Origin of the sequence: Lunatimonas sp. (assembly GCF_020832325.1) — a bacterium.
Classification (GTDB): domain Bacteria; phylum Bacteroidota; class Bacteroidia; order Cytophagales; family Cyclobacteriaceae; genus Lunatimonas.
Genome location: NZ_JAFIEU010000029.1, coordinates 14,885 through 34,586 on the forward strand (window position 1 = coordinate 14,885; position 19,702 = coordinate 34,586).

The following is a 19,702-nucleotide window of genomic DNA, read 5'->3' on the forward strand; positions in this document are numbered from 1 at the left end:
AACGACAATATAAAGGGTTGAATACGACAAATAAACTGCCTATTATTGGTGTATGAAATCGAGCATGACGCAAGCGACACACACTGGGATTACTATGCTACATGCGACCTGCCTGCCGCAGGCAGGGATTCCATCTGACCATTAAAAATCAATTATAGACAGATGAAACACGTATCCATTCTACTTCTAGAGCAGGTCAATCTTGCGGGCCTTGACAACGCACGGCAGGGGTTGCTGGAAGCCAATCAATTCCTCCTTCAAAAAGGAATGGATCTGATGTTTGAAGTCGAGGTGGTGGGGGCTCAAAACAGAGTTACAGTGAACAAGGGACTTTTTTCCATTACGGCCCAAAATCAGATTTCCCACTTGGGAGAAACCGACCTGATCATCATTCCGCCAGTTCAGTCGCCACTGGAAGACGCCTTAAGAAAAAACATGGAATTTATTCCATGGATACGCTCCCAACGGCAAAAAGGTGCAGAAATCGTGAGTCTATGCATGGGGGCATTTATTCTGGCCCGGACGGGGTTGCTGGACGACAGAGACTGCGTGACCCACTGGAAAGCAGGTGATGCCTTTAAATCGTTGTTTCCAAAGGTCAACCTGGTTTCGGAAAAAATCCTAACCGACCACGATGGGCTTTACACCGGAGGCGGTGCGTTTTCCTCTGTCAACTTGATTTTGTATCTGATCGAAAAGATGGTAGGCCGGGAGTGTGCGGTGTATTGTTCCAAGATCTTTCAGGTGGATTTGGGACGGCAATCCCAGTCTCCGTTTATCATTTTCAAAGGACAGCGAAACCATGCCGATGAACTGGTGATACAGGTGCAGCAGTACATCGAATCCAAATTTAGTACCCCCTTACCTGTCGTGTAGTCCCACACCGTCTAAAATCCGCTGCCGGTATTTCTCAATCCGGCTCAATCTGGTCGCCGATTGTTTGGGCTGGGAAAAATGGATGACATACCCCCGTTGCCTACCGGGTGTCAGCGCGTAAAACGCCTTCTTGAATGCCGCATCCTCCACAAAGGCCCTTTCCAACTCCTCGGGAACGGGTTCGGGATTCCTGACCGTTTCTACCTTCTGGCCGCTTTCCTCCACCGCGATAGCTTCCATTACATAGGATTTCAAAATGTCTGATAATTCTCGGATTCGCTGCACGTCGGTAAAACGTATCAACCGGGCCGCCTGAATGTTCCCCTGCTGCTCCAATAGTTGGTGGGGATCCTTCAGGACGGCCCCCTTAAAAAACCCGATATTGGCAGATTCCTTGAGGGCACTGACATTAACGATGTTTTTCCCGTTTAGGGTATATACCGGCACACCCCACTTGATTTCCTCAGTCAACCCGGTTTGCAACACGATCTGCCGGAGTTCCTCCAGTTCCGCTGTCCAGTTGAGCACCTTGCACTGGGGAGTCCCCCCGTATTTGCAACGCATGCACCCATCTATCAAATACCGATCTACCAGTGGATTCAGATTCCTATTCATGAGTAAAGGGTTAATTGGCCAAGAAAGAAATTGTAGGTAAAATGCACCCACAAGATACGCATCCTTTGCCGATGATCGGTACTTGATTACACAAATCCTGTTTCTACCTACATCCGCCTGCTAGGCAAAAGGTCCCTTATTGGTTGGCCTTGGTCCACTCCACCGTCCTACCTATCAGGGAAACACCTACATAACCCCTTACTTCCAGGGTGGAAGCATCTTTTTTCTTGATGGTGCAGGAATAGGTTTTGCCGTTTCTGGGATCGTAGATCGTGCCATCCTCCCATTTGCCGTCTTCATAACTAAAATCACTCAACAACCGCATACCAAGAATTGGCCGATCCCTTTTTGCCTTGTCGGCGTTGTTCTCATCCACCTTAGGTTTGCCGTTGGTCTCGGGTTCATCCATCCAAACAACCTTTCCATGGTACTTGCCCCGCTCCTTGAATATCTCCACCTTGGCATCCCTTTCGGTGGTATACCACTGACCTACGATATCGTCTGGGCGTTGGGCATTCACCTTGGAAACTTGAAAAACAAGGGCTATAAAAAACATAGAAATCAATCGCATCGTCATACCTTATTTGTATTTTATCAGTTTTTAAATTAAACTTAAACAATACATTGTACGGTTTATAGCCCTAAATTGTTTAGATCTAGGCCAAACCCCATAAGTAAACGAGCCGAAATGAAATGCGCTAAAGGAAACGCATAAAACCTCTGCGAAGGGCAAATCATTTGGATGCAATGAAGAAAAAGGCCCATTGATTATGCCGCTTCTAGGTTGCTACTACCTGAAACTAAAGGGGAATGGCAGGCTTCGGGCTTTTGACAGTCCTATTGACTAGGGGAATTACCCTTGACTCTCTGCCTTCGGCGCCGCCAAAAAAACACCGCTACACCTCCGATTATCAAAAAGGGCCATATACGCACCAGCCATAGGAGAAACAGGACAAAACCCTGCCAACCCTTAGTCAATGCGAGCAAAATGCTTTGGCCTACCCCCTCGTCAAGCACAGGCGTCAAACCCGGTGAAAGGTTTTCGTATAAGTAGACATGCAGCGTACTGAGAGCGACCTGATTGCCAAGGACGACGAACCGGCCCTCCATTCGGTCTATCTCTGTCCTGATTTCATTCAGGGCACGTTCGATTTCCAACATATCCTTTACATTGGTAGCCTGCTTAAGCAATTCAAGGTATCGCTCTTCCAGTGCCTTTTTGTTTTTGATGCGGGATTGCAGGTCATAATAATTGCCCGTTATATCCTCCCGGTTGCTATACCGATTATCGAGCCGAAAGGCAAGACCCGAAATCGCAGACATCAGCGTGTCAAACTGCTCGGAAGGTACGCGAATCGTCAGGTTATAGGCCTTTTGGTGGACGGAAGCAGACTTATTTTCATTTTCGGCAAAGGCCTGGAAGGTCGGCAAAAGGTTTTTTAGCTTCCTATAATCTTCCTCCAGGTCCCGTGAGCGGAAATCGATCCCTCCGCGGCGGATTATCTTTTCGCTAGGTGTCTCTTCTACCTTGGCTCCCTCCATGGGTGGAGGAGGCTGTTCGGTGATCGGTATATCCAGCATTTCTTCGAATTCCCGGTCAGGATGACCCAGGTCCATCAGACGTCCGTCCGGCGAAGAACACGCCATCGCAAGGAAAATGAGTGAAAAAAACGTGCTAGTGGCCATACCGTTCATATGTAATAAACCTGATCGAAAACCGTACCCCTCGATGGAGGAGCGGACTAATTAGTAAAAATACGACGCTTTTTGCGTAGATTTCACCATATCTCTTTCAAAACTTTCAAAATACCGATCTGATTTGCGACGTCTCCTAATTTTATGGCTGCAAGGCTGCTTCTATTCCCTATGTATTATCGGTTTCATCATGTAGGCAGGTGCCTCCCTTTTCCGCAATCTAAGGTGCTGGACACCCCTCAATTGAAAAAATAGCGTTAACTTTCGCAAAACTTAGTCTACGCAGCATATAATGAACAAGAACGCCCTGAAAAATATCATTTATAGCATTGTACTGCTCCTTGTGATGTTTTTGGTATACCTGTACCGGCAAAATCAACCCCTCCCTACCAAATCCGGAAACACTGACACCAAAACAGTCCTTTCCGGCACCACCATGGGCACCTCCTACCGCATCGTCTACCTGGACGAACAGCGGCGTGACCTGCAGGACGGTATCGATTCCCTACTCAACGTATTCAACCAATCGCTTTCTACCTATATTCCGGATTCTGAAATTAGCCGATTCAACCGCTCTGATACACTGGTATTTGAGCTGCCTTATTTCTATCCGGTACTATCCGTAAGTAAGGAGGTTTTCGAAGCCACCGACGGCGCCTTTGACCCCACAGTAGGTCCGCTGGTGAACACTTGGGGCTTTGGGCCTGAAGGTGCCGAACGCAAAGATAGTTTGGGAATTCAACAACTTCTACAGCGGGTAGGCTTTGACAAGGTGCAATTCGATCAACATGCCGTTGTCAAACTTCAGTCTGACCTGTACCTGGACTTCAGCGCCATCGCTAAGGGCTATGGTGTCGATGTAGTAGCCCAATACCTTTCCGAAAGGGGCATTGCCCATTACCTGGTAGAAATCGGAGGCGAACTGGTGGCCAAAGGCACGAACGACGCCGGCGAAATCTGGAAAGTGGGCATCACCCAACCCGATGAGGAAGGACAGGCCAATGAGCTCTACAGCATTGTGGCCCTGGACAACAAAGGGATGGCCACCTCCGGCAATTACCGCAACTTCTACGAGCAGGATGGTCAAAAGCTGTCCCACACCATCAGCCCCTTTACGGGATACCCGGTGGTGCATGGCTTACTTAGTGCTACGGTGTTGGCCGATGACTGCATGACGGCCGATGCCTATGCCACGGCCATGATGGTGGTGGGTACAGAGGCCTCCATCGCCCTGCAACAAAAAGTCCCCGGACTGGAAATCTTCCTCATCTACAACGACGGGGAAGGTAAGCTCCAATCCTACGCCAGCGAAGGCCTCAAACCCTACCTTTCCTTTCCCCAAAGAAACCCGTAGACGCCATGCTTCATGCCGCCATACTTTTTGCTTCTGCCCTTATTGCCGGTTCACTGGCCCTACTGTTGCCCCGGTGGCAGGAAAAAGACTTTAAACTGGCCTTGATCTTTGCCGGAGCTTACCTGTTTTCCATCACCATCTTACACCTGCTTCCCGAACTCTTTGCGGACCACGAATCGGCCTATCACATGGGCCTGTTTATCTTGCTGGGCTTTCTCCTGCAGCAAGTGCTTAACTTCATGTCTTCGGGCATAGAACATGGGCATATTCACCACCATGCGAGTCCCGGATTGCAAAACAGTGTGTGGACATTGATGATGGGACTTTTTTTACACGCGTTCCTGGAGGGAACCTTGCTTTCCAAGCAACCCACCCTGCTACACCACCACCATGGCAGCGAAACCCTGCTGATCGGGATCATTCTGCACAAGATGCCCGAGGCCTTTGCATTGGTGGCGGTGCTGCTGACGCGGCTGAGCAAACGGCAAAGCTTTGCCTTGTTGGTGCTGTTTGCACTGGCCTCTCCCCTGGGACTACTATCTACCGATTGGCTTTATACCCATGCAGTGATCGGGCAGCAAGCTGTCAACATCCTCTTTGGGTTGGTAGCAGGTGGATTCCTGCACATCTCCACCACGATTTTCTTCGAAAGCAGTCCACAGCACCGCTTCCAACTCCACAAACTACTCATTATCATTGCCGCCTCGGCATTGGCTATCCTGACCGAGTTCATCGTTTAATAGCGAAAAGCTCCCAAATTTCCCATTTTTTTACTTTTGTTGCTAAATTGGTATATATTCGCTAATTTAGTATACATCATCCTATGAACCCTTATGAAAGACACCTCTTGTCCCAAATGTGATTCCTCCAAAGTAGTAAAAAGCGGTATAATAAACGGAAAACAGCGGTTTCGATGCAAAAACTGCGGGTACCACTTTACCGTGCAAAAGCAGGGGAAAGCCATCGACAAATACTATGTGGTCAAAGCCCTTCAGCTATATATTGAGGGAGTCAGCTACCGAGAAATCGAAAGAATATTGGGTGTGTCACATGTTTCCGTCATGAATTGGGTACGGCAATACCGCATCAAGGCGCCGGAAAACTACGATTACAGGCCCACCTACAAAGTATTTAACCATACTGAGCTAGTGAACTTTATGAGTAAGAATAGTAATCTGAAAGACTCCAGCATGCTGGTTACCGAACTGGGAGACAAATACATGATCATTCAATGGGAACGGTTTAAACACCGGTAATCCCAAATAATATGGGGTAGCTATTGCAAGTTTACAAATAAATATATCCGTTTTTTTCTTTTCCATTCTAATCCCCACTTTAGATTCCGCAAATCGCCAGGGCCCGGCGAGAGGTTAAGTCAACCCGGAATAATCATGAAATCAATTCATTATACACTGCTAACACTCTTGCTCTACTGGAAGCTCCCCGCCAGTAGCCAAGCCCAGGACACCCTGACCCTGGAGTCGGGCCCAACCATCGCCCAGCGGGAATTTGTAGACCACACCTACCGGCCCCTTACGCTGAAACTCACCGAAGACGGCAGCAAATACATCCGCTTTCTCTTCTGGAATCAACTGTGGGCACGGGCGACCCAGAACAACCCCGGAACTCAGGGCGTAGAAGGCAATCTGGCCGGAAGGTCTTCGGATGTGGGACTGCGGCGTGCCAGGGTACTGGCCTATGCGGAGATATCGCCAAAATTCCTTATCCTGACGCACTGGGGCATCAATAACCAAACCTTTACCAATGGAGGCATTCCGGCGGGTGGGTTTACAGGCAACGCCCAGGCCATTTCACCGGACGAAAATATCCTGGTAAGCAGTAAGAAACCCGCATTGTTCTTCCACGATATTTGGACAGAATACAAGATCACCGATCAACTCTATTGGGGCATGGGATTACACTATTGGAATGGAATCTCTCGAATGACCAGTGCCAGCACGCTCAATTTTATGACCTTGGACGCTCCCATATTCAACTGGCCACTGATTGATCTCACCGATCAGTTTGGACGACAGTTTGGCTTCTATGCAAAGGGACAGGTCGGCAAAATAGACTACCGCTTGGCATACAACAAACCCTATTCCGTGGGCAGCGGAGGCTCCTTTGAAGAAACTACCCAACGGCCGATCGCCGCTAACACCATCAATGACAACTGGGCCTCCCAGGGATATCTCGCTTATCAATTTTTGGATAAAGAAAACAATAAATTACCGTACTTTGTGGGCACCTATTTGGGGACAAAGTCGGTATTGAACCTGGGCGGGGGCTGGCACCACCATCCCGGGGCCACCTCCTCCCGTGACAGTTCCGGTAACCTAACACGCCACGACATACGGTTGATGGCCCTAGATGCCTTCTTGGATGTGCCAGTTAACAAAGTCAGTGGCACAGCGCTTACGGTCTACTCGGTGTATTATAATTACGACTTCGGCCCAAACTATATCCGAAATGTGGGCGTGATGAACGTAGGCATGGGTGCGGGCAGCTCCCAAAACGGCCCCGGCAATGCCCAACCCACCATCGGCACGGGAAAAATCTGGTATACACAGGCCGGTTACCTGCTGCCCGAAAAGGTTCTGGGTGAAGACAAGGGCAGACTTCAGCCCTTTGGTGCCTACACCATCAAAAACTTTGACTACTTTGAGCAATCAACACATCAATTTGATCTAGGCATGAATTATTTCATCAATAGCCATCAGGCAAAAATCACCCTCCAATACAGCCAACGGCCGGTATTTGAAAATTATCGAAAAAACGGAACCGCGGGAGAACTGATCCTGCAAACCCAAATATTCTTATAACTCCAACAATAAACCATGGAAAACCAAAAACAACGCATGAAAGATTACTGGCGACGAAACATCAAGATTGTTTTGTCCCTGCTTGCCATCTGGTTTGCCGTTTCCTTCGGGTTCGGCATTCTACTGGCAGAACCGCTCAACGCCTTTCGCCTGGGCGGCTTCAAACTTGGATTCTGGTTTGCCCAACAAGGCTCCATATTCACCTTTGTCATTCTCATCTTTGTCTACGTCTACCTGATGAACAAGCTGGACGAGGAATTTGATGTAAACGAAAAGTAAACCCAAACCCCATATCCTAAAAGCATGGAAATTTTAACCTGGACCTACATTTTGGTAGGATTATCCTTCGCACTATACATCGGCATTGCCATCTATACCCGGGCCTCTTCCACCAAGGAGTTCTACACCGCAGGCGGCGGGGTTTCTCCCTTGGCCAACGGCATGGCTACTGCTGCTGACTGGATGTCGGCAGCCTCCTTTATCTCCATGGCGGGGATCATTGCCTTTAGTGGCTACGACGGTTCGGTCTATCTCATGGGATGGACGGGCGGCTACGTGCTGTTGGCCCTGCTGCTGGCACCCTACCTGCGAAAGTTCGGTAAGTTTACCGTTCCGGATTTTGTCGGAGACCGCTATTACTCCAATAAAGCCAAGGTAGTAGCTGTCTTTTGTGCCCTGTTTATCTCCTTTACCTACGTGGCCGGACAGATGCGCGGGGTAGGGATCGTATTTTCCCGTTACCTCGAAGTGGACATCAATACCGGGGTAATCATCGGTATGATGATCGTGTTCTTCTATGCCGTATTGGGAGGGATGAAGGGAATCACCTACACCCAGGTGGCCCAATACTGTGTGCTGATTTTTGCCTTTATGGTTCCCGCCATTTTCGTCTCCATGCAGCTTACCGGCAACATCCTCCCACAGGTAGGCCTGGGCGGCACCGTAGAAGGGGGTGAATACCTCTTGGACAAATTGGACGGGGTATTGGGTGATCTAGGCTTTGCCGAGTATACATCCGGGCGCAAACCGGTAGCGGACATCTTTGCCATTACCCTGGCACTGATGGTCGGCACTGCCGGGCTTCCCCACGTGATCGTCCGCTTCTTTACAGTCCCTCGGGTCAAAGACGCCCGCCTGTCAGCGGGCTATGCCCTGGTGTTCATTGCCATCCTGTATACCACAGCACCTGCTGTAGCCGCCTTTGGAATCTACAATGCCATCGAAACCGTGGCCAACAAGCCCGTGGACCAACTACCGGTATGGGTCGAAAACTGGCAAAAAACGAATCTGATCACCGTGGACGACAAAGACGGAGACGGGATGGTCAGGTATACACCCTATGCCGACACCAATGAACTTAACATTGACAAAGACATCATGGTGCTGGCTGCACCCGAAATTGCCAAACTCCCCAACTGGGTGGTAGGCTTGGTGGCCGCCGGTGGCATGGCCGCAGCGCTCTCCACAGCAGCGGGACTCCTATTGGTGATCTCTACCTCGGTATCTCGGGACCTGTTCCGAACGTTTTCGCCCAACATGAGTGAAAAGAAAGAACTTCGGATCGCGCGCCTATCTGCGGCCACAGCTGTGGTAATCGCCGGATATTTCGGTGTAAACCCTCCAGGCTTTGTGGCCGAAGTGGTGGCCTTTGCCTTCGGACTTGCCGCAGCTTCCTTCTTTCCGGTTATCATCATGGGTATTTTTTCCACTCGGATGAACAAGGAAGGGGCCATCGCCGGTATGATTTCGGGACTGATATTCACCATGGGGTATATCATCTTCTTCAAATTTATTCAGCCGGAACTGAATACCGCCGAACACTGGTGGTTTGGCATCTCCCCCGAAGGCATCGGAAGCATCGGCATGTTGATCAACTTCATCGCCTGCTTTGCAGTTTCCATGTTCACCCCCGCGCCGCCACAGGCCGTACAGGACATGATTCAGGAGATACGGATACCACGTGGCGCAGGCCAAGCCCACGATCACTGATAATAAAAACCACTAACCCCTACCGGCAGCAGGTACAGAAACCCCGTTTCCGTGCCTGCTGCCTTTTTACCTGCAAAAGAAATCCTTAACTTATCCCAAAATCACAAGCCCTCCGAAAATCGGTTGGCAGAGACCACGGAAAATGCGAAACCAAAAACTTGTCACAGCCTTCCTTCTGGGACTGGTGGTATTTAACTACCCATTGATCACGCTGTTTGACCGCGGCGGTACGGTGTGGGGAATACCGGTTTTGTTCTTCTCCGTATTTGCTTCCTGGCTGGGATTGATCCTTATCACATACGCAGCCCTGCGCTCCCGGGATAACCAAGACCATGTTTGAACCTGCTGTAGTCATAGCGTTCACTTTCGGCTACCTGGCCCTGCTTTTTGCCATCGCCTACTTGACGGACAATCGGTCCAAGAGAGGCTGGGCGGTCTCCAATAACCCCTACGTCTATACCCTCACATTGGCGGTCTATTGCAGTGCCTGGACTTACTACGGCAGTGTGGGCAATGCCGCCGAAAAAGGCATCTCCTACCTAGCAGTCTACATAGGCCCGACTCTGTGTGCACCGCTTTGGTGGCTGGTGATGCGAAAAATCATCCGTATATCCAAACTCAAACAATTTGCAACCTTGGCCGACTTTGTCTCTGCCCGGTACGGAAAAGACGTCTTCGTAGGTGGTCTGGTCACAGTCATTTGCCTCTTTGGCATCATGCCCTACCTCGCCTTGCAGATAAAGGCCATTACCCAATCTTTTGACATCCTCATCAACCGCGGCTCCACGGCAGGCCAAACCTTACCCATCTACCTCGACACCGCCTTCTATTTGGCTTTGGGCCTGGCGGCATTCACCACTTTTTTTGGCACCCGCCACATCGAAGCTACGGCTCGAAGAGAAGGGCTGGTCATGGCCGTTGCGTTCGAATCGGTCTTTAAACTCATTGCATTCCTCGCGGTGGGTGTGTTTGTTAGCTTTGTCGCCTTTGACGGATTCGCCGATATTTTTGAACGTGGGGCAGCCTCCGGGTTGGACCATTTATATCGCTTTGACGATACCGGCGTCTCGGATTGGTTTTGGATAGGCCTGCTATCCATGGTGGCGATTTTATTTCTCCCCCGGCAATTCCACATGGCGGTCATCGAAAATACCGACGAGAAACACCTGCTGAAAGCCATGTGGCTTTTTCCAGCCTACCTGCTGCTCATCAACCTGTTTGTGCTGCCCGTTGCGGTGGGTGGGCGCACCCTTTTTCCGATGGATGGGACCGACGCAGACACCTACGTATTGGCCTTTCCCCTTGCTTTCGAGCAGCCTTGGCTGGCCATGCTGGTCTACTTGGGGGGATTCTCCGCCGCCACCAGCATGATCATCGTGGCGGTGATATCATTGAGCACCATGGTCAGCAACAGCCTCGTGCTTCCTGTCCTGGTACCCAATGCCAAGCAAACTGACGGGGGTATTCTTCGACTGGACCGGCTGGTATTTCAGGTACGGCGGGGCAGCATCTTCATCATCCTGGGGTTCGGATACCTGTTTTACCGCTACCTGGGCACTCAGCTAAGCTTGGTTTCCATTGGGCTGATTTCCTTCGTGGCCATTGCCCAGCTGGCCCCCTCCATCTTGGGGGGGATATATTGGAAGCAGGGCTCCCGTCCGGGTGCGATAGGTGGCATGTTAACCGGATTTCTCCTGTGGTTTTATACGCTGATCCTACCAGGCATGGCCGACGCCGGATTCCTCTCTCAAGACCTTATAGAAAAAGGTCCGTTTGGTCTGGGCCTGTTACGCCCCACCTCCCTGCTGGGGATGGAGGATATGAGTACGGTGGCACATGGCTTCTTTTTTAGCCTGCTGGCCAACAGCCTCGTGTACGTGTTCCTTTCTATCTATTCCCGGCAAAGTTCGAAAGAGCATAACGAGGCCGCGGTATTTGTAGACATCTTTGCCCTTAGCCAGCGTTTGGATGATGCGGTGATCTGGCGCGGCAAAGCGATGGCAGGCGATCTGCGAGAACTGCTGATCCGCTTTCTGGGACAGGAAAAAACCGAAAAGGCCATCAAAAAGTACGAAAAGAAACATGGAAAGCCTGCCTCTATGTCGGGGTTTGCCGACCCGGCATTGGTCAATTACCTCGAACGCTTGCTTTCCGGGGTAATCGGTACCGCAGCGGCCCACATCATGGTGGCTTCGGTTGCCAAGGAAGAGGAGATATCCCTGGAGGAGCTTATCCACCTACTGGAAGAAACGCAGGGGTTGAAACAACTCAACAAGGAACTTCAGGAAGCCACACGCCGACTGGAGGAGACTTCCCAAAAGTTACGCGAAGCCAACGAAAACCTGCAACTAACCGACGCGCTAAAGGATGAATTCATCTCTACGGTCACCCACGAGATGAAGACACCAATCACTTCGATCCGGGCATTTGCGGAAATCCTGCAGGAGCCCGGGCTGGATGAATCGGATCAAAAACGTTTTCTGTCCATAATCGTAAACGAAACGGAGCGCATGGGCCGTCTTATCGATCAGGTACTGGACTTGGAGCGGTTTGATTCCGGACAGCAATCGCTGCGAAAGGAACCCACACATCTGGGAGCCTTGATGCGGGACACCCTTGAGTCGCTGGAGGGGGCCCTGACGGAGCAAGGGCTGCATGCGGAGGTAAAAACCGACGCCAACCTGCCCACTGCGTACGTGGACAGGGACCGTTTGAGACAGGTTTTCCTGAACTTACTGGGCAATGCGACAAAATTTGCCAAATCTAAAATTTTGGTAGAAGTACGTTATAAAAACGGTAACTTTGAGCTAACTGTCAGTGACGACGGCCCGGGGATTCCTTTGGAAGAAATTCCACTGATCTTTGACAAGTTTTACCAAGCAAAAAATCAGGGATCCCGAAAACCCAAGGGCAGCGGACTCGGGCTACCCATTTCCAAGCGCATCGTGGAGCATCACGGTGGCACCCTTGCGGTAGACCGGTGCGATGGGCTTACATGTTTCCGGGTACGTATACCGGCTTTGCCATCAACAACAGATTCAATAAACAGATGAAACAGATACTGCTCGTAGACGACGAACCCAACATCCTCCTTTCGCTGGAGTTTCTCTTCCGCAAGGAAGCCTACGATGTGCGCATCGCGCGGGACGGCGCCGAAGCCATGGAGCAGATTGCAGCCGGGCCGCCAGATCTCATTGTATTGGACATCATGATGCCCAATGTAGACGGTTATCAAGTATGCACCCATGTGAAGGAACATTTTGATCACGTCAAGGTGGTCTTTCTTTCCGCCAAAAGCAAGACCGCCGATATCGAGGCCGGTTTGGCCCTGGGAGCCGATCTGTACCTCACCAAGCCCTTTTCGAACAAAGAGCTGGTACGGCGGGTAAAGCTGCTCCTAAACTAACCACAGTCATTCATTCCATATTAGATAATAACCTAAAATAGATCAGATTATGAGCGACAGAATTCATACCCTCAGCGGTTACTTCCATGAGTATCAGAAGAGCGTCTCCCAGCCCGAGGAATTTTGGGCCCGGATTGCCGATTCCTTTCATTGGAGAAAACGCTGGGACAAAGTATTGGATTGGAACTTTGAAGGACCCGATGTGAAGTGGTTTGTAAATGCCAAGCTGAACATCACCGAAAACATACTCGAACGCCACCTGTATACCATTGGAGATCGCCCAGCCATTATCTGGGAACCGAATGACCCGAACGAAGAGGGGCGCACACTTACCTACCACGACCTGTACCGGGAAGTTTGCCGCTTCTCCAATGCCCTACAGGAAAAAGGTGTTCAAAAAGGGGACAAGGTCATCATCTACATGCCCATGGTACCGGAAGCTGCGATTGCCATGCTGGCTTGCGCCCGGGTGGGTGCTATCCATTCGGTAGTATTTGCGGGTTTTTCCAGCACCGCACTGGCAGACCGTATCAATGATTGCGAGGCCAAGATGGTCATCACCGCAGACGGCAACTTCCGCGGTGCCAAAAAAATCCCAGTGAAGGCCGTGGTAGACGAAGCCCTCGAAAAAACCACTACCGTGCAAAATGTCATCGTATACCAGCGCACCAAGCAGGAAGTCCGCATGGTCGATGGACGGGACGCCTGGTGGCACGACTGTGTGGAGGGTCAGGCCGAAACCCACAAGGCGGAAACCATGGACAGTGAAGACATGCTCTTTATCCTGTATACTTCGGGATCCACCGGCAAGCCCAAAGGCGTGGTGCATACCACAGGTGGCTACATGGTCTACACCAAGTACAGCTTCGAAAACGTGTTTCAGTACTCGCCAGGAGATGTATATTGGTGTACGGCGGATATAGGATGGATCACCGGACACTCCTATATTGTGTACGGACCACTGCTGGCAGGTGCCACTTCCATCATGTTTGAAGGGGTTCCCACTTTTCCCGATGCAGGCAGGTTCTGGGCCATTGTGGACAAATACCAGGTGAACCAATTTTACACTGCCCCCACCGCTATACGGGCCTTGCAGGCCCACGGCACGGAACCCTTGGAGGCCTACTCGCTGGACTCGCTGAAAGTACTGGGATCGGTAGGGGAACCCATCAACGAAGAAGCTTGGCATTGGTACCATACCCATGTAGGTAAAACCCGCTGCCCTATCGTGGATACCTGGTGGCAAACGGAAACCGGTGGCATCATGGTATCACCCCTGGCAGGCATCACGCCCACCAAGCCCGCATATGCTACCCTTCCGCTTCCCGGCATTCAGCTCGCCATCATGGATCCCGATGGCAATGAACTCACCGGCAACGCCGTGGAAGGCAACCTCTGCGTAAAATTCCCCTGGCCGGGCATGCTATGCACCACCTACGGGGACCACGAGCGCTGTCAGCAAACGTATTTTGCAGCCTATAAAAACAAATACTTCACCGGCGACGGGGTCAAACGCGACCACGACGGCTACTACCGCATCCTGGGACGGGTAGATGATGTGATCAACGTATCGGGGCACCGCATGGGAACTGCCGAGGTGGAGAATGCCATCAACGAACATCCGCTCGTGATCGAGTCTGCCGTGGTAGGGTACCCCCACGAGGTCAAAGGTCAGGGGATCTATGCCTACGTGATCTGCGATATGAAAAACCGTACGGCAGAAAACCTAGTCAGTGAAATCAAGGACACGGTAACCAAAATTATTGGACCCATCGCCAAGCCGGACAAAATCCAGATTGTGCCAGGGCTACCCAAAACCCGATCCGGTAAAATCATGCGCCGCATCCTGCGAAAGGTAGCAGAAGGCAGCCTGGATAGTATGGGCGACACCTCCACACTGCTCGATCCGGAAGTAGTGGAGCAGATTATCGCCGGCAGGGTATAGAGAGATTGTATCTATCTTTGGAAAAAACGGCAGCCATGGAAAGTGGCTGCTCTTTTTCTATTTTTACATGTTCTGACTACCCATGCATGGCAAATGTAATCGTAAACCGCGTACGAGAATTTCTCAGAAAATACCCTCCTTTCAGCTTCTTGTCCGAAGAAATGCTGCTGCGCGTAGCCGGTGAGGTGGAACTACAGTATTTCGAGAAGGGCGACTTACTCTTCGAAAAAGGCGACCCTGCGAAAAAGCATTTCTTCGTCGTACGCGAGGGTGCCATACACCTCTCCGACCGCGTGGGTGAGGAATCTGTCATTCGGGAGCATTGTGATGAGGGGGATGTATTCGGCGTCTTGGCCTTGTTGGGCAAAAGACCCTACATCCTTACCGCCCAAGCAGCCGAGAACAGCCTCGTGTATGCGATTCCCGTGCAGGTGTTTGAGGTAATCATGCAGCAAAACAACCGGGTGAGCATGTACTTTGCTGCCGGATTCGCTTCCGGACAGGTGGTCGTCCGCACCGATCTCTCCCAATCCCAGCAGGCCAACAAGCTTTTCTCCAAACCGGCCCAGGACAATGGGCTCATGCTCTTTTCGGGGCAGTCCAGCGTGCGCTATTCCGCACCCGTACTTACCTGCCGGGAAGAAGACACCGTGGGCCATGCCGCTAAAAAAATGAGCCAAAAAGGCGTGGGTTCCATCATCGTCGTAGATGAGCGTCGGTTTCCGGTCGGCATAGTCACCGACAAAGACCTGCGAAGCCGGCTGGTTGCCCAAGGAAAACCCTACGACACGGAGGTAGCCGAGATCATGAGTTCCCCGGTGATGACCACCCGCAAGGAAGATGACTTCGCACATGTGTACCTGACCATGATCAAGCACCGCCTGCACCACCTGCTGATCACCGAAGACGGAACCGACCAAAGCGCCCTGGTGGGGATCATTTCCGACCACGACATCCTGCTTTCACAGGGCAACAGTCCCGCGGTCATCATCCACGCGCTACAGGGCACCGACCATATCCAGGAGATCGCAAAGCTGCGCGACCAAGCGGAACTTTTGCTGCACTACTACCTCGAAAACGAGATTTCCATAGACTTTATCGCCGGTATCATCACCGAGATCAACGACATCATCGTGCAGCGTGCCATGCAGATGGCCCGCCAAAAACACCTCAAGGCCTTTCCCGAAATGGCCTCCATCCCCTATTGCTTCCTGGGCCTAGGGTCCGAAGGCAGAGGCGAACAGTTACTGCGCACCGATCTGGACAATGCCCTGATCTATGCGGATGTACCGGAATCGATGAAAAGCCAGGCCCTCAGCTTCTTTCACCTCGTCGCCAGGGACGTGATGGACATCCTCTTTGCCTGCGGATTTGCGCCCTGCCCCGCCGACATGATGGCCAACAATCCCAAGTGGTGCCAGCCCCTGAGTGTATGGAAGGGGTATTTCAGCAACTGGATTCGGCACCCTGACCACGAGTCCCTTATGTTGGCCACTGTGTTCTTTGACTATCGCCCCGTCGCCGGTGATGCAGACCTTGCGCTGCAACTGACCGATCATGTGTATGCGGAAATAGAGCAGGAAAAGCTTTTTCTCAATTTCTTCGCGAAAAATGCCCTGCTGAATCCACCTCCCTTGGGCTTTTTCCGGAACTTTATCGTCGAAAAATCCGGCGAGCACCGGGACAAGTTTGACATCAAGCTCCGCGCCATGATGCCGCTGGCCGACGCCGCCAGGCTGCTGATGCTCAGCCACCGGCAGGTAGGGATCAACAATACCTTTAAGCGCTTCGAAAAGCTGGCAGATCTGGAGCCAAGTCAGCAGGAGCTCTTTCTGGAAGCAGGCAGGGCCTACGAGATCTTTATGCGCATACGCGCCATCGAGGGGCTTGCCAGCGGCACCTCGGGCCGGTACATCCAGCCCGAAAAGCTGGGGAAACTTCAGCGGCAGCTGCTGAAAAATGCCTTCTTTCCCATCGATGAACTGCAAAAGATCATCAAGGTACGTTTCCAACTGGATTATTTCGGTAACTGATATGGCGTGGTGGCGGATCTTCTCCCCTTCTGCGCCCGAGCCGAGGGATTTCGTTATAGCCTACCAACGGGAGGTGGCCAGGGCTATTCCGAAGGAAAAACGCATTGCTGAGCTGACCTTTTTGGTAGTGGACACCGAAACCACCGGCCTGGATCCCAAATCCGATTACATCCTCTCCTATGGGTCCGTCTGTGTAAAAGGCAACAGCATCCCCCTGCAACAGGCCCGGGAAATGTACCTCCATGCCAAAAAAACCTCTCCCGAAGCCATAAAAGTACACGAACTGTTACCCACACTATCGTATAGCAGCCGCGAAGAACTGATCCGTACTTTTCTGAGGGATGCGTCAAACCATGTCTTGGTCGGTCATCACCTGGGCTTTGACCTGGCGATGCTGGAGCGGGCAGGCCGCGATTATGGGTTGGCAAAAATCGAAAACCCCGTGATCGACACCCTGGAGCTGGGCATACGCCTGGAGCTGGGAAAGCACACAGATCCCCGCATGATCAATTATAAAGACTTTTCGCTCGATGCCATGTGCCAACGGTACGGCGTAAGCCTGGACGACCGCCACACCGCCGCCGGAGACGCCTTTGCCACGGCGCAGCTACTGATCAAGCTGCTACGCAAGGCCTCCGACAAAGGCATCCATTTTTTTGGTGAACTGATGGAAACCTAAAAGGATAATCCACCCCTCGACTAGGTGTAGATTGCATCTACATCCTTAATATACCATGGGATACGTAACCGTAGGCATTTATTATGCCGGATCTTATCGGAAAGCTATCATGAATTTCGATCCAAAAAAGAGTCAGTTTTAGCCTTTGCAAATGGATTTCGGGCGGCTCTTTTTTCTACTTACGACAGGAATGATAGCAGTGGTCAATAATGCCACCCCTGCGGGGTTTGCCACAGCTTGGATTCTTGATGGCTATATTCTTTTCATCCATTCGGGATTGAGAACCTATTTAATCTTGGATGGCATGATTATTCGGCGTTTCCAAAATTTCCTAATATGGGCCCCGATTAAAATACTCCCAGTCCCCCAATCCCGAAGGGATGGCAGTATTATAGAACACCGGAAATACGAAGATAAAAAACACCAAAGGGGTGATACATATGGCAGCGGACGGATTTACGGAATTTGGATTTAATATACCCCAATTGGGAGGGTTAGAACTTCATGCGCACTATGCAACAAAAATTGGTAAAAGAAGGCGTGTTCTTATTCTACCCTTCCCTTTTCAGTGAGGATTTTTAGGACTTCCTCCTCTGGTAATTTGACGATTTACCTATTCCTTACCTGAAAAATAGAAGATAAAGCCAACCTCCCGAAATTGATCTTTCATTTGGTCCCATAGAAACTCCTTCCCAAAGGGGAAAAAGCTCCCCTGATCAAAATCGTAAAATACGACAACCTGGTGGGTACAGGTCATACAGACACTGTCCATTTCCGATTGCTGGTTTACCACCTCAAGCTCATCGGGGAGTATCATCCTCTCAGCTTGGGGAATACAGGCCGTAACTACACAAAGTACTAAAAAATGAATACTTAGGGTAATTGTTCTCATGGATGGTTGGTCAAAGCAACATGTATGATTACTGGATAATGATGATCCTACGAAGGGAGACGGTCCGCCAACTACTGCCCGTATGAGCGCCCGTCGGACCGCACATCCATCCGCACCCCGAAAATTTTTAGGCACCCCTGTATAAACCGGCGGCCTATATATCCCCGACCATAACCGGCTCAAATACCTCAATAGCTATTTTGTTTTCGTCTTGATTGTGTTTATCCCTGCGGAACAGGTTGATACCGGTGGAAGATAGAAAAACCTTCGACGGATCGTAGACTTTTGAGGAAAATAAACGCTCTCCCAACTTCTCGAAGCGCTCATTGAGAATTATAATCGAAAAGTCCGGCACCCTTGAGACGGATAACCTTTCCAAAGAAGGCCTAATTAGCGCCACCCGGTAATAGAGGTTATTATGCTGGTCATAATATATTCCCCTGTAATCGGAGGTAGATGAGCCGTGGTCATCTTCTTCTAGATCCCGGCTACCCTTTACCCTCTTGAGATGGTGGGAGATGTCTTGCTTGAAAGGAGGGATTGCCTCAAAGTGCTCAGAACCTACAAAGTGCCGGCTCACCTCCCCAGTACGAAGATTGACGCTTTGCAGGAAATGATCCACAGGGTAGCTCAGGACCAATTCCTCGGTAGTAGGATTATAGGCCATAGCTGGCTCGTATTTGAATTTGTTGCCCCAATATGCCTCGCTATATAAATCTGGGAACACACTGAGGTAATTTACCTTCTTCGTTGCCAAATCCACGCTTAATGCGCTTGGATAGTCCCGGTAATCATTCTGATACAGCGTAATTGTGCAGGGGATTAATAATTTTCCCTGTGAATATAGCATAGGGGCGCCAGTATTTGGGAAGGGCATCGGAAGTTTTGGAGTATTCCCGTAGTCTGTAAGTGGATACCGATTAATGATTTCCCCCGAATCCGTCGCATGTAATAAAACCCCAGACCAGTGATGGAATAGGTAGATGGAGTCAAACGAATGAAGGTAATGTCCAGAGGTTGCCAAATTTCCCACCCCGTTTGGTCCTTCATATTCGAATTGGACTTTATGTAACTTATGGGTATCCGTATAGTCAAATATCATAAGCGTCATAAGGTCGGCATCCAGAAAACTCAAGTATTCCCTGCCCTCGACGGTGGATACACCAATGGAGTAGGTAGAAAACCGAAGGTTGGAATCCAGGGGAAATTCCAGTATCTCCAGGGATACCAGTTCCATGGCCTTGTTGTACACCGAAGCATTTTCCTTCTGAAAATAGGCGTTAAATGGTTTCTTCTCGGTGCAGGTAAAACCAACCAGCATCAATAAACAAAAGAGCCTAAAATTCTTCATCTTTGGATAAAATTATAGAGCCGAAACATCAACCCACTGAAATTT

At 50.6% G+C, this 19,702-nt stretch carries 18 protein-coding genes; 13 read left to right on the forward strand and 5 right to left on the reverse strand.

Annotated elements, in window-relative coordinates; all coding sequences use genetic code 11:
- The first annotated feature begins 162 nt into the window (after window positions 1-162).
- The gene (locus tag JJU34_RS10945; RefSeq protein WP_228692400.1) at window positions 163-876 is read left to right on the forward strand and encodes a DJ-1/PfpI family protein; all 714 of its coding nucleotides are present in this window, start codon (window positions 163-165) and stop codon (window positions 874-876) included.
- Here the strand turns inward: JJU34_RS10945 and JJU34_RS10950 are convergent.
- The 3 genes from JJU34_RS10950 to JJU34_RS10960 all read right to left on the reverse strand — a co-directional run bounded on the left by JJU34_RS10950 (window position 862) and on the right by JJU34_RS10960 (window position 3,177).
- The gene (locus JJU34_RS10950) at window positions 862-1,491 is read right to left on the reverse strand and encodes a DUF1801 domain-containing protein (RefSeq protein ID WP_228692401.1); all 630 of its coding nucleotides are present in this window, start codon (window positions 1,489-1,491) and stop codon (window positions 862-864) included. The genes JJU34_RS10945 and JJU34_RS10950 overlap by 15 nt on opposite strands.
- 136 nt (window positions 1,492-1,627) lie before the next feature.
- The gene (locus tag JJU34_RS10955) at window positions 1,628-2,068 is read right to left on the reverse strand and encodes a DUF2147 domain-containing protein (RefSeq protein WP_366512697.1); all 441 of its coding nucleotides are present in this window, start codon (window positions 2,066-2,068) and stop codon (window positions 1,628-1,630) included.
- Window positions 2,069-2,328: 260 nt separating this feature from the next.
- Window positions 2,329-3,177, reverse strand: coding sequence for a DUF4349 domain-containing protein (locus tag JJU34_RS10960; protein ID WP_228692402.1), 849 nt, complete (start codon window positions 3,175-3,177; stop codon window positions 2,329-2,331).
- A gap of 301 nt (window positions 3,178-3,478) precedes the next feature.
- On the opposite strand from JJU34_RS10960, the gene JJU34_RS10965 reads away from it, so the two are divergent.
- The 12 genes from JJU34_RS10965 (at window position 3,479) to JJU34_RS11020 (ending at window position 17,414) form a co-directional block, all read left to right on the forward strand.
- Window positions 3,479-4,540, forward strand: coding sequence for an FAD:protein FMN transferase (locus JJU34_RS10965; RefSeq protein WP_228692403.1), 1,062 nt, complete (start codon window positions 3,479-3,481; stop codon window positions 4,538-4,540).
- A gap of 5 nt (window positions 4,541-4,545) precedes the next feature.
- Complete coding sequence (locus JJU34_RS10970; protein ID WP_228692404.1) at window positions 4,546-5,280, forward strand: ZIP family metal transporter; 735 nt, start codon at window positions 4,546-4,548, stop codon at window positions 5,278-5,280.
- Window positions 5,281-5,373: 93 nt separating this feature from the next.
- Window positions 5,374-5,796, forward strand: a complete 423-nt coding sequence (locus JJU34_RS10975; RefSeq protein ID WP_228692405.1) for a helix-turn-helix domain-containing protein — start codon at window positions 5,374-5,376, stop codon at window positions 5,794-5,796.
- Window positions 5,797-5,931: 135 nt separating this feature from the next.
- Window positions 5,932-7,362, forward strand: coding sequence for a porin (locus tag JJU34_RS10980; RefSeq protein ID WP_228692406.1), 1,431 nt, complete (start codon window positions 5,932-5,934; stop codon window positions 7,360-7,362).
- 15 nt (window positions 7,363-7,377) lie between these two features.
- Window positions 7,378-7,641 (forward strand): DUF4212 domain-containing protein, encoded by a 264-nt coding sequence (locus tag JJU34_RS10985; protein WP_228692407.1) that lies wholly within the window; start codon window positions 7,378-7,380, stop codon window positions 7,639-7,641.
- 24 nt (window positions 7,642-7,665) lie between these two features.
- On the forward strand, window positions 7,666-9,351 hold the full coding sequence (locus tag JJU34_RS10990) for a sodium:solute symporter family protein (protein ID WP_228692408.1): 1,686 nt from the start codon (window positions 7,666-7,668) through the stop codon (window positions 9,349-9,351).
- 142 nt (window positions 9,352-9,493) lie between these two features.
- Entirely contained in the window at window positions 9,494-9,691 is a 198-nt protein-coding gene (locus JJU34_RS10995; protein ID WP_228692409.1) for a hypothetical protein, read from the forward strand.
- A complete protein-coding gene (locus JJU34_RS11000) occupies window positions 9,684-12,404 on the forward strand; it encodes a sensor histidine kinase (protein ID WP_228692410.1) in 2,721 nt (906 codons plus the stop codon). The genes JJU34_RS10995 and JJU34_RS11000 overlap by 8 nt, the downstream gene beginning before the upstream one ends.
- Window positions 12,401-12,757, forward strand: coding sequence for a response regulator (locus JJU34_RS11005; RefSeq protein ID WP_228692411.1), 357 nt, complete (start codon window positions 12,401-12,403; stop codon window positions 12,755-12,757). The genes JJU34_RS11000 and JJU34_RS11005 overlap by 4 nt, the downstream gene beginning before the upstream one ends.
- Before the next feature lie 49 nt (window positions 12,758-12,806).
- The gene (acs, locus tag JJU34_RS11010; RefSeq protein WP_228692412.1) at window positions 12,807-14,702 is read left to right on the forward strand and encodes an acetate--CoA ligase; all 1,896 of its coding nucleotides are present in this window, start codon (window positions 12,807-12,809) and stop codon (window positions 14,700-14,702) included.
- An 86-nt stretch (window positions 14,703-14,788) separates the two neighbouring features.
- Complete coding sequence (locus tag JJU34_RS11015) at window positions 14,789-16,735, forward strand: DUF294 nucleotidyltransferase-like domain-containing protein (RefSeq protein WP_228692413.1); 1,947 nt, start codon at window positions 14,789-14,791, stop codon at window positions 16,733-16,735.
- Between the two features lies 1 nt (window position 16,736).
- Window positions 16,737-17,414: a 3'-5' exonuclease gene (locus tag JJU34_RS11020; RefSeq protein WP_228692414.1), complete on the forward strand. Its 678-nt coding sequence runs from the start codon at window positions 16,737-16,739 to the stop codon at window positions 17,412-17,414.
- Window positions 17,415-18,027: 613 nt separating this feature from the next.
- On the opposite strand, the gene JJU34_RS11025 is transcribed toward JJU34_RS11020, so the two are convergent.
- Together JJU34_RS11025 and JJU34_RS11030 are read right to left on the reverse strand one after the other, a co-directional pair.
- Entirely contained in the window at window positions 18,028-18,306 is a 279-nt protein-coding gene (locus tag JJU34_RS11025; RefSeq protein ID WP_228692415.1) for a hypothetical protein, read from the reverse strand.
- A gap of 154 nt (window positions 18,307-18,460) precedes the next feature.
- Entirely contained in the window at window positions 18,461-19,657 is a 1,197-nt protein-coding gene (locus tag JJU34_RS11030) for a DUF4221 family protein (RefSeq protein ID WP_228692416.1), read from the reverse strand.
- Between the last annotated feature and the right edge of the window lie 45 nt (window positions 19,658-19,702).